Genomic DNA, 9,988 nt, shown 5'->3' with positions numbered 1-9,988 from the left:
CACGTGGGCGTGGTGCCTGCCTCGTCCTTCGCACGTATCGGAGTGGCCAGAGCGTGCTTCCACCTTCGACTCCTTCTCGCTTCGTCCGTGGAGGCCCCGTGCGGAGAAGATCAGGATTCCGGATATCATCGGCGCGTGACGATTATCAGTGAGGCGCGGTCGGACCGTGCCAGGGGGCTTGCTCCTGTCGCGGCCGTGTTCCACTCGCTCAGCGATCCGACGCGGTTGGCCATCGTCAAGCAGCTGGCGGTGGAGGAGGCGCGCGTATCCGATCTGGTGAGCGAGCTGGAGCTGGCCCAATCGACGGTGTCTGCACACATGGCCTGCTTGCGCGACTGCGGTCTGGTCGCCGGCAGGGCGCAGGGGCGCAGCGTGCACTACTCGCTGAGCCGGCCCGAGGTGCTCGAGCTGCTCGCTCAGGTCGAGGCGCTGCTGACTGTCACTGGCAAGTCGGACAACGTGTGCTGCAACTACGTGCGCGCCGCCGAGCAGCAGTCCCTTCCGGGAGGATGCGATGCGTGACGTCCGTTGCCCCGAGACTCTGGAACCCGTCCCATCGGCGTGAAGCCGTCAACAGTCGAGCTGCTCATCGTCAGGAGTTTGAAAAGAGTGTTGTCCCCGCAGGTGTCACGCCGGTCGTTGATCCGCCGGTCCGGTGCTCTCACCGCCATCATCGCGCTCGGGCTGGCCGGGTGCGGTGGCGCCGATGATGAGCTGGCCGGGCAGGCCGGCAGCGAGCAGGGCTATGTAGCCGGATCTGGTGTCATCACCCAGCTTGCCGTGGGCGAGCGGGGCGAACCGATCGAGCTGGCCGCCGAGTACACCGATGGCACCAGCTTCGACATCGCCGACTGGCGCGGTGCCCCGGTGGTGCTCAACCTCTGGTACGCCGCGTGCCCCCCGTGCCGCAAGGAGGCTCCCGCCCTGCAGGCCAACTACGAGCGGTACCAGGACGACGGCGTGCAGTTCCTGGGCATCAACGTCCGCGATCGGGCCCCGGCCGCCGAGGCGTTCGCGAACACCTTCGGCCTGACGTTTCCGTCCATGCTGGATCAGGACGGGATCGGGGTGGCAGCACTGAGCACCGTGCTGCCGCCGCAGGCGGTGCCCTCCACGGTCGTCCTCGACGCCCAGGGGAGGCCGGCGGCCCGGGTGGTCGGGGCGGTCGATGAGTCCACCCTCAAGGCGCTGATCGCTGACGTGCTGGACGAGTCGGCATGACACTGGCGGCTCCCATCGGCGAGGTGTTCTCGCAGACCGTGCTGACCGGGCCGATGCTGCTGGCGATCCCGGTGGCCGTCCTGGCCGGGGCGGTCTCGTTCTTCTCCCCCTGCGTTCTGCCGCTGGTCCCCGGCTACGTCGGCTACGTCACCGGGCTGGGCGCCACCGCGCTGACCGACCGGAAGACCAGCAAGGTCATCATCGGGGTATCGCTGTTCATTTCTGGCTTCGCCGTCGTCTTCGTCACCATAGGCCTGGCGTTCAGCGCGGCCGGTGTGCTGCTCAGCCAGTGGGCCGATGTCCTCAACCGGGTGATGGGGATCGTCGTCATCATCGCCGGCATCGTATTCATGGGCGGCATCGGCATGTTCCAGCGCAGCACCCAGATCAGCAAGCGGCCACCCGCCGGCCTGTGGGGTGCGCCCGCGCTCGGTGCCACCTTCGCGCTCAGCTGGGCCCCGTGCATGGGCCCCACACTGGCAGCGGTTCTGGCCCTGTCGACCAGCTTCGGCGCCACCGGCACCGACGGCATCTGGCGCGGCGCGGCGCTGACGCTGATGTACTGCCTCGGACTCGGGGTGCCGTTCATCGTCGTGGCCGTGCTCATCGTCAAGGGCACCGGCAGACTGCAATGGGCCAGAGACCATCAGATCCTGATCAGCCGGATCGGCGGCGGGATGCTCATCATCATCGGACTGCTCCTGGTCACCGGGGTCTGGACCCACTGGGTCAACAGCCTGCAGGGCATGATCGGCGGCTTCCAGACCACCATCGGATGGGCCAGATGCGTCCACCCAGGGTTCGCCATTGGATCGCCCCGGGTCTGGTGGAGGGTTTGATTTAACCGAGAGGATAGGAACATGCCCGCACCGAGTAAGTACCCTGCAGAAGTCCGTGACCGTGCTGTGCGTATGGTCAACGAGAAGCTGGCCTGCGAACCCGCACTGGCTGTGAGTGCCGCGTGCCGGCTGGTCGGTGAACAGGTCGGAATCAACAAGAACACCCTCCGTAATTGGGTGAAGCAAAACCATGTGGATTCCGGTAAAGCGCCAGGAATGACGAGCGATGACAAACAACGCATCACGGACTTGGAAAAGGAAGTTCGAGAACTGCGCCGGGCTAATGAGATCCTGCGGAAAGCGAGTGCGTATTTTGCCCAGGCGGAGCTCGACCGCCGCTGACAGATATCGATGGTTTCATCGATGATCATCGCCATGAGTTCGGAGTCGAGCCGATCTGTCGAACACTGTCTCAGACAGGTGTACAGTTCGCTGCGAGCTCGTATTACGCGAGAAAGACGAGACCGGTCTCAGCCCGGAAACAAGCTGACGCGAAATGGGATGATCGGATTCGGAAAGTGCATTCTGACAATCGTGGATTGTTCGGCGCACGGAAAGTGTGGGTGATGCTGCGCCGGCTCTACCCGAACGAGCCGATCGCCAGGTGCACGGTCGAACGCCGTATGCGCGCCCTGGGGCTGGCCGGGGTGTCCAATGCCCGGTCGACGACTACGACACGGCAGACCAAGACCGCTTCGTATCCGGGTGACCTCGTCCAGCGGGATTTCACCGCAGATACTCCTGATACTCGCTGGGTCGCCGATATCACCTATGTGCCGACATGGACTGGTTTCGCCTATGTCGCTTTCGTCACGGATCTGTTTTCCCGAATGATTGTTGGGTGGCGAGTCGACACGACTCTACGAACCGATTTGGCGCTGGATGCTCTGGAGCACGCGTTATGGGAAAGGAAACGAAAGAACAGGAGCATCGACCAGTTAATTCATCATTCGGACAAGGGGAGCCAGTATGTTTCCATTGCTTATACAGAGCGTCTACGTGAAGCTGGAATAGAAGCCTCGGTCGGTTCGACTGGAGATTCTTATGATAATGCCGCAGCAGAAGCGCTGAATAAACTATATAAGAAAGAGGTGGTGTGGCGCGAGGGCCCGTGGACCGGTCGTGATGCTGTGGAATTCGCGACTTTGGAATGGGTTCATTGGTATAACCACACCCGCCCGCATTCGTACTGCGGAGACCTCGCTCCAGCGCAGTTCGAGGAACACTACTACACTGAAACCAGTCGGCCAGAGGTGGCTGGCGTACCGCTATGAGCTCTCCACCGAACTCGGGGCGATCCACATTGCTCCCCCACAGTCACAGGCGCGGGCTGGTACCCTGACCCCGTTCTCTACAGGAGGTAGAAATTGATTCGCAGCGTTGCAGTGCGGCCGGTCAGCCGCCTCGTGAGCGTTCTGGCAGTGCTGGTGGCGGTCGTCCTGCTGCCGGTCGCTCCGGCGTCGGCGCATGACGTCGTGACCGGGACGAATCCCGAAGACGGGCAGAGCCTGGATGCCGTCCCCGAGGCGATTGAGGTCTCCTTCTCCAACGCTCCTCTGTCGATGGGGTCGGAGATCCTGATCAAGGACGCGGCGGGGACGAACTGGGCCGAGGGAGGCGTCGAGATCGATGGCAACATGGCCGTCCAGCCGGTCAATCCCGAGGCGCCCGCCGGTGAGTACACGGTGACCTGGCGGGTCGTGTCCTCGGATTCCCATCCGATCGACGGCTCGTTCTCCTTCACCGCGACCGACGGTGCCGGTGCTTCCTCCTCCCCCAACCCGGAACAGGCAGGGGCCGGGTCTTCCCAGCCGGCGCAGCCCGTGGCCGAGCCCGCCGCGCCGGAGCAGCCGCAGGCGGAGACTCAGCAGGCGGCCGCCGACGAAGCCGACACGGGAGTGCCGCTCAGTTTCGTGATCGTCCTGGCCCTCCTCGTCATCGCGCTGGGGCTTGTCGTCGTCGCCGTAGTGGCCCGCCGCCGGCGGTTGGAAAGCGACGAGGCATGACCGGTGCCCCCGGACTCCGAATGCCATCCGATGGGTAGCGCCCCAACCGAAGCTCCGGCCGGGCGCCGGCGCTCCGCGGCCTGGCTCGTGGCCGCCTTTGCGGTCGCGGTCGCCGCTGTCGTGGCAAGCGCGGCGTTCTCCGGGGCGGCGGCAGAACGCGAAGCGTTGGATCCCGGCGCGTTCGTGCGCTGGGCGCTGCCGATCGCGCTGACCGTGCACCACCTGGCGCTGGCCGTGGTTGCTGGCTGCCTGATCTTCGCGGCAACGATCCTGCCCCCCGGAGATGACGAGTCGGCACCAGGGCCTTCGCGCCCGCACCCGGCATTCGCCCGCGTGCGGGCGGTCGCCGCCGTCGTGTCCCTCGTGTGGCTGGGAGCTGCGGTGGTCGTGCTGGTGCTGACCTATGCCAATCTCGCCGGCCAGCCGGTGTCGGACAGTGCCGAGTTCGCCAGCCAGCTGGCCTACTTCCTCACCGATCTGCTCGTCGGGCAGGCGTGGGGTGCGATCACCCTGATTGCCTTCCTCGTGTGCAACCTGACCTTCCTCGTCCGCTCCACCACCGGCCTGGCCGGCACGGCCCTGCTCGCCCTGGCCACCATCGTCCCGATCTCGCTGATCGGGCACGCCGCCGGCAGCGACGACCACTTCGCCGGCGTCGGTGCGCTGGCCGTGCACTGGCTCGGCGTGCTGGTGTGGGTCGGCGGTGTGGCGGCCCTGGCCGTCACCGCTCCGATCCTCGCCTCCAACCACGGTGCCCACCTGGCGAAATCGGTGCTCTCCCGCTTCTCGGCGCTGGCCGGTGTGGCGTTCTTCCTCGTCCTGGCCTCCGGCGTGCTCAACTCCGTGCTCCGCCTCGGCGGGTGGGAGGGGCTGCTGAGCCGGTACGGTCAGCTGATCCTCATCAAGCTCGCCGCAACCCTGCTGCTCGGCGCCATCGGGCTGGCCTATCGCAGCTGGGCCATCGCCCAGGTCGGGCGCAAGCCCGGCGGGCAGACGGCCTGGCGGCTGGTCATCGCCGAAGTGCTCATCATGGCCGGAGTCATCGGGGTCACCGGGGCCCTCGGCCGGACCGCTCCGCCGGTCCCCCGGGAACCGGAACCGGCGATCACCCCGGCCGAAATCCTCACCGGCTACCTGTTGCCGCCGGACCTGACCTGGTCCCGGTGGTTCACCGAGTGGCGGTGGGACTGGCTCTGGGTGGCCTTCGCCCTCACCGCAGCCGCCGTGTATCTCCTCGGCGTGCGCAAGGCACGCGCTGTCGGGCATCGGTGGCCGTGGCAGCACACCGCCACCTGGCTGACCGGACTGCTCGTCCTCGTCTATGTGACCTGCGCGGCCCCGACGATCTACGGCATGGTGCTCATCAGCGTGCACACCGTCATGCTGTTGGCCATCACCGTGGTCATCCCGCTGCTGTTGGCCCTCGGGGCTCCGCTGGACCTGCTGGCCCTGACCGTGGACCGGCGCACCGACGGCAGCCGAGGACCCCGGGAATGGCTGCACGCCGCCGGCTCAGCCGCCGGCCCAGCGCTGCGGAACCCGCTGCTCAGCGGTGCGGTGGTGGCCGTCTCGCTCGGTCTGCTCTACTACACCCCGCTGCTGCGCCTGGCCCTGGATTTCTGGATCGCCCACCAGATGGCCAACCTGTACTTCCTGCTCATCGGGTTCTGGTTCATGACCACGGTGACCCGCCCCCGAACCGCGGCACGAACACTGTCCCGGCGCACCGTTGCCGTGGCCGGGCTGGCCGGGGCGCTCCTGCTCTGGGCGACCGTGCTCGCGTCCGGTGTCACCCCCGTCCTCGAGGTGGACTGGTTCGGCAACCTCGCCCGCACCTGGGGGCCGCCCATCACCGCCGACCAGCAGCGTGCGGGCACCGCCGTGCTGCTGGCCGGAGTGACCCCGCTCGCGGTTCTGCTCACCACGCTCCTCCTGCACCGACCACGCCCGAGGCCCACTGGCACCGCGGGTGCCCCTCAACCCTCCTCCACCGCCTCCCACTGACCGGATAGGAAACGGATCATCCATGAACCCCGCCAACCGAAGCGTTCTCGTGAAGAGCAAGTCCCTTGTCTGGATCCTGATGGCTGCCGCCGTGATCGCCGCCATCGTCGTGGTCGTCATCGTGCGCGGCAACGCTCCCGACACGACCGCCGAGTCCGCCACGCCGGCAGGGACGGCAGAGACCGGGCAGCTCGTCCGCGAGAACAGCCGTGTGCTGTCGCAGGCGCCGAACGAGAAGGCGGTACTGGTGGAGTTCCTCGACTTCGAATGCGAGGGCTGCCGGGCAGCTTATCCCCTCGTCGAGGAGCTGCGGGTCGAGTACGCCGACTCCGTGACCTTCGTCCACCGCTACTTCCCGCTGCCCGGACACCGCAACGCGATGAACGCGGCCGTGGCCGTGGAGGCCGCCGCCCAGCAGGGCGCCTACGAGCCGATGTACCAGCAGATGTTCGAGACCCAACCCGAATGGGGCGAATCCGCCGACGACAAGAGCGCCGTCTTCCGCTCCTTCGCCGACGACCTGGGCCTGGACATGGACGCCTACGACCAGGCAGTCGCAGACCCGGCCACCCGGGAACGAGTCGAGCTCGATCAGGCCGACGGCATCGCCCTGAACGTCAGCGGCACACCGACCTTCTTCCTCGACGGGCAGCTCCTCACCCCCGACAGCCTCGAAGAGTTCGAAGCCGCGGTGGCTGCTGCGGCAGCCGACTGATCACATGGCAGAATCACCCGCCGCCGTCCGCCCATCGCCTGAGCTCGCTGTGCCCGTGTTCGCCCGACACGTCCCGTTCGCCGTCGTGCTGCTGGCCACCGGGGTCATCGGCTGGGTCGCCTCGGCGATCCTCGTGTCCGAACGGCTGGCCCTGTACGAGAACCCGGCCCACGTCACCAGCTGCGACATCAATCCGTGGGTCTCCTGCGGGAAGGTCATGGGCAGCTGGCAATCCGAACTGTTCGGGTTTCCCAATCCCCTCATCGGGATCGTCGCCTTCGCCGTCGTGATCACCACCGGAATGGCCCTCCTGGCCGGGGCGCAGCTGGCGCGCTGGTACTGGATCGGTCTGCAGATCGGGGTCAGCCTCGGCAGCGTCTTCGTCATCTGGCTGTGGTCCCAGGCCCTGTTCGACCTCTACCTGCTGTGCCTGTACTGCATGATCGTGTGGGCCGCGATGATCCCGCTCGTCCTCCTCCTGACGATCCGCAATCTCGTCCACGGAGCCATCCCCGCACCGGCCGGGCTGGTCCGCTTCACCGCGGACTGGGCGGGAACGCTCGTCGCCCTCACCTACCTCGCCGTCGCGGCCTCCGTCTTCATCCGGTTCTTCCCCGCTCTCACCTCCCCCCTCTGAGACAACCCGCCGCGGGGGCGGGCTGTCCCCAGCGCAACACCGTGTAACACTTCTCACCCTTATCCGGGTCGTTACCGTTTTGTCATCTCTTCGTGCGTCAGTACACTCACAGATAACGAAACGGTCACATCTGCATTAAGGGTTAGTCGTAATGGTTAAGCACTCGGATCCGCAGCCGTCCTGGAGCGCGCATGCGCGCTCCCTCATCCGGGACGTCGCCGCGGGCGGCCGCAAGCGCGCCGGCCGCCATGGTCAGGAGCCGAGTACCGCCACCGGGGTACTCGAATCAGCCAGGCGCCGCCCGGTGGTCGCCGCCATCGCACTGCCGGCAGCCGCCACGACCGCGATCGTGGCCTCCTCGTTCGCCTTCGCACCCGCAGACACCGCCGGCGTCGTCAAGGCCGAGGACCAGGCGGCCACCGCCAGCGCGGAGCCCGGCACCCCAGACGTTCCCACGCAGGATGCTGAAGAACTTGAGAAGGAGCGGCAGGCGGCCGCCGAGGAGTACCGGAAGTCCCTCGAGGACGACCCGAAGTACAACCAGAAGTCAGAGGTGAAGGCCGCACTGCCGGCCCCTGAGTCTTCGAAGGAGGGCTCGTCGGAGACCTCCGACGGAGGGTCCTCGGACCGAGGTTCGAAGTCCTCGCGCTCCGACAGCCGCGAATCCTCGGGCCTCTCCGACGAGCCCTGCTCGGTGTCCAGCGGAATCGAATCCCAGCTCACCGCGAACGCCAAGAAGGGCTACCCGGCGGTCTGCGCCGAGTTCCCCGAGGTGAAGACCTTCGGCGGACCGCGCAACGATCCCGGATCTGACCACCACACCGGACAGGCCCTCGACATCATGATCTCCGGCTCGACGGGAGACCGGATCACGGACTTCGGGATCAAGCACGCATCCGAGCTTGGAGTGAAGTACGTGATCTTCGAGCAGAAGCTCTACGCCCCCTACACCGGTTGGGAGGGACGGCCCATGGAGGACCGCGGCTCGGCCACCGCCAACCACATGGATCACGTCCACATCTCCTTCAACTGAAAAAGCCGACCGGCCGCTGCCCCAACCCCCAAGGGCGCAGCGGCCGGTCCCATCCCCGGGCGATCCTGACCACATCTGGCAACAGGACGCCTCACCATGAGCCACTGCTGTGCTGCGGGCCTAACCCCGGACAGGCGGCGTCGAACCTGGCAGTCGTGTTCGCCGGGCTGAAAGCGCGCCGAACACCGGGCTCGTCAGGCGTGTTGGACTGCGGGCAGTTCCCGGTCTCGCAGGGCAGCCGTTTCCACTTGGATCGTGGCGTGGTCGAAGGCGACGGGGAAGTGTTCCTTGACGCAGGCGAGGATCGCCTCCAGGATCTGCGGGGCGTGACCGGATTCGAAGCAGTCGTCGTCAACGACGACGTGCGCGGAGATGACCGGCAGGCCGGTGCCGATCATCGAGGCGTGCAGATCGTGCACATCGCGGACGTGCTCGAGCTCCAAGATGTGGGCGCGGACCTCTTCGAGATCGACTCCCTTGGGCGTGAACTCCATCAGCACCCGCACCGTCTCGCGCAGCAGCCGGAACGCGCGGGGGACGATCAAAGCCGCGATGAACAGCCCGGCGATGGTGTCGGCGCGCTGGAACCCGGTGGTCTCGATCACGATCGCCGCAATGATCACGCCCAGCGACCCCAGGGCATCGTTGAGCACTTCGAGAAACGCCGCACGCATATTGAAGTTCGCCTCGCGGTTGGATGCCAGCACAGCGATCGCGGCGATATTGGCGACCAGGCCGATCACACCGAACACCAGCAGCTCCGTGCCGGGCACCTCGGCAGGTTCGAACAGTCTGCGTATACCCTCGACGGCGGCATAGGTGCCGACCACGAGCAGCAGCACAGCCTGCCCGAGCGCGGCGATGACCTCGATCCGGGCGAAACCCCACGTCCGCTCACTGCTCGGTGGACGCAGCATCATCGTCGCCGCGATGACCGCCACCAACAGCCCGGCCGCATCAGCCAGCGCATGAGCGGTATCCGTCAGCAGAGCCAGGCTGCCGGTGATCACGCTGCCCACCGCTTGCGCCACCACAATGACGGCGATGATGCAGAACGCGATCAACAGCCGACGACGGGTCCCCCGATCAGCCCGCTCCGGGACATGACTGTGCACGTGCCCACCCCGGTCAGTTTCCGCCATACCCCTCATCCTCCTCAACGATCGACTCGTGATGGTCGTGGTCACGCAATGAAAGCGACACCCCGGACGCCCTCAGCAGCTCATCCGCGCTCTCGACCAGATCCTCCAGTCGGGCCGGATCGGCCAGCGAGAACCACGAGGACCGGCCCTCAGCACGCATGGTGACCAGTCCGCAATCACGCAGACAGGCCAAATGCTTGCTGACTGTCGACTGCGCCAGATGCATGTGGTGGACCAGGTCCCGCACTCGGTGCTCGCCGCTGGCCAAATGCTCCAGCAGCGCCAGGCGCGTCGGCTCGGCCAGCGCATGGAACAGCGCTGCATAAGCGCTGCGGTCTTCGGACCAAACGGTTTCAGCAACACCATCAATCGCCATATAGCGATGATAGCA

General features: G+C 66.4%; 11 protein-coding genes and 1 other annotated feature. Of the genes, 9 read left to right on the top strand and 2 right to left on the bottom strand.

All coding sequences use genetic code 11. The features are described 5' to 3' along the window. Positions 1–135: 135 nt before the first annotated feature. The 9 genes from M3B11_RS07460 (at position 136) to M3B11_RS07420 (ending at position 8,455) form a co-directional block, all read left to right on the top strand. Positions 136–522: a helix-turn-helix transcriptional regulator gene (locus M3B11_RS07460; protein WP_217006724.1), complete on the top strand. Its 387-nt coding sequence runs from the start codon at positions 136–138 to the stop codon at positions 520–522. 87 nt (positions 523–609) lie between these two features. Then, entirely contained in the window at positions 610–1,221 is a 612-nt protein-coding gene (locus M3B11_RS07455; protein ID WP_259876422.1) for a TlpA disulfide reductase family protein, read from the top strand. Beyond that, the gene (locus M3B11_RS07450; RefSeq protein WP_259876420.1) at positions 1,218–2,060 is read left to right on the top strand and encodes a cytochrome c biogenesis CcdA family protein; all 843 of its coding nucleotides are present in this window, start codon (positions 1,218–1,220) and stop codon (positions 2,058–2,060) included. The genes M3B11_RS07455 and M3B11_RS07450 overlap by 4 nt, the downstream gene beginning before the upstream one ends. 21 nt (positions 2,061–2,081) lie before the next feature. Further along, a protein-coding gene (locus M3B11_RS07445; RefSeq protein WP_396121549.1) for an IS3 family transposase occupies positions 2,082–3,334 on the top strand; the annotation gives its coding sequence in 2 pieces (ribosomal slippage) (positions 2,082–2,376 and positions 2,376–3,334; 1,254 coding nt in all). After that, positions 2,366–2,497 (top strand) — a sequence feature (AL1L pseudoknot). (Overlaps the previous gene by 132 nt.) 132 nt (positions 3,335–3,466) lie before the next feature. Then, on the top strand, positions 3,467–4,066 hold the full coding sequence (locus tag M3B11_RS07440; RefSeq protein WP_259876416.1) for a copper resistance CopC family protein: 600 nt from the start codon (positions 3,467–3,469) through the stop codon (positions 4,064–4,066). A gap of 30 nt (positions 4,067–4,096) precedes the next feature. Beyond that, positions 4,097–6,070 carry a bifunctional copper resistance protein CopD/cytochrome c oxidase assembly protein gene (locus M3B11_RS07435; RefSeq protein WP_259876414.1) on the top strand — a complete coding sequence of 658 codons (1,974 nt, stop codon included), beginning with the start codon at positions 4,097–4,099 and terminating at the stop codon, positions 6,068–6,070. Positions 6,071–6,092: 22 nt separating this feature from the next. After that, positions 6,093–6,785, top strand: coding sequence for a thioredoxin domain-containing protein (locus M3B11_RS07430; protein WP_217006726.1), 693 nt, complete (start codon positions 6,093–6,095; stop codon positions 6,783–6,785). Positions 6,786–6,789: 4 nt separating this feature from the next. Then, positions 6,790–7,422, top strand: a complete 633-nt coding sequence (locus M3B11_RS07425) for a vitamin K epoxide reductase family protein (RefSeq protein ID WP_217006727.1) — start codon at positions 6,790–6,792, stop codon at positions 7,420–7,422. A 151-nt stretch (positions 7,423–7,573) separates the two neighbouring features. After that, positions 7,574–8,455, top strand: coding sequence for a ligand-binding protein SH3 (locus M3B11_RS07420; RefSeq protein ID WP_259876412.1), 882 nt, complete (start codon positions 7,574–7,576; stop codon positions 8,453–8,455). 194 nt (positions 8,456–8,649) lie between these two features. Here the strand turns inward: M3B11_RS07420 and M3B11_RS07415 are convergent, their stop codons facing one another. Continuing rightward, positions 8,650–9,597, bottom strand: a complete 948-nt coding sequence (locus tag M3B11_RS07415) for a cation diffusion facilitator family transporter (RefSeq protein WP_254221135.1) — start codon at positions 9,595–9,597, stop codon at positions 8,650–8,652. Further along, a complete protein-coding gene (locus M3B11_RS07410; protein ID WP_259876410.1) occupies positions 9,584–9,973 on the bottom strand; it encodes a helix-turn-helix transcriptional regulator in 390 nt (129 codons plus the stop codon). Before M3B11_RS07410 ends, M3B11_RS07415 begins: the two co-directional genes overlap by 14 nt. Positions 9,974–9,988 lie beyond the last annotated feature (15 nt).

Source organism: Brevibacterium sp. p3-SID960, assembly GCF_025144725.1.
Classification (GTDB): Bacteria; Actinomycetota; Actinomycetes; order Actinomycetales; family Brevibacteriaceae; genus Brevibacterium.
Note: the sequence above shows the minus strand (reverse complement) of the source record. Positions and strands in the feature narration are given on the sequence as shown.

Excerpts from the sequence above, each read along its gene's own strand:
- M3B11_RS07420 (WP_259876412.1), top strand. The coding sequence starts at position 7,574 with ATGGTTAAGCACTCGGATCCGCAGCCGTCCTGGAGCGCGCATGCGCGC.
- M3B11_RS07425 (WP_217006727.1), top strand. The coding sequence starts at position 6,790 with ATGGCAGAATCACCCGCCGCCGTCCGCCCATCGCCTGAGCTCGCTGTG.
- M3B11_RS07450 (WP_259876420.1), top strand. The coding sequence starts at position 1,218 with ATGACACTGGCGGCTCCCATCGGCGAGGTGTTCTCGCAGACCGTGCTG.
- M3B11_RS07415 (WP_254221135.1), bottom strand. The coding sequence starts at position 9,597 with ATGGCGGAAACTGACCGGGGTGGGCACGTGCACAGTCATGTCCCGGAG.
- M3B11_RS07410 (WP_259876410.1), bottom strand. The coding sequence starts at position 9,973 with ATGGCGATTGATGGTGTTGCTGAAACCGTTTGGTCCGAAGACCGCAGC.
- M3B11_RS07430 (WP_217006726.1), top strand. The coding sequence starts at position 6,093 with ATGAACCCCGCCAACCGAAGCGTTCTCGTGAAGAGCAAGTCCCTTGTC.
- M3B11_RS07435 (WP_259876414.1), top strand. The coding sequence starts at position 4,097 with ATGGGTAGCGCCCCAACCGAAGCTCCGGCCGGGCGCCGGCGCTCCGCG.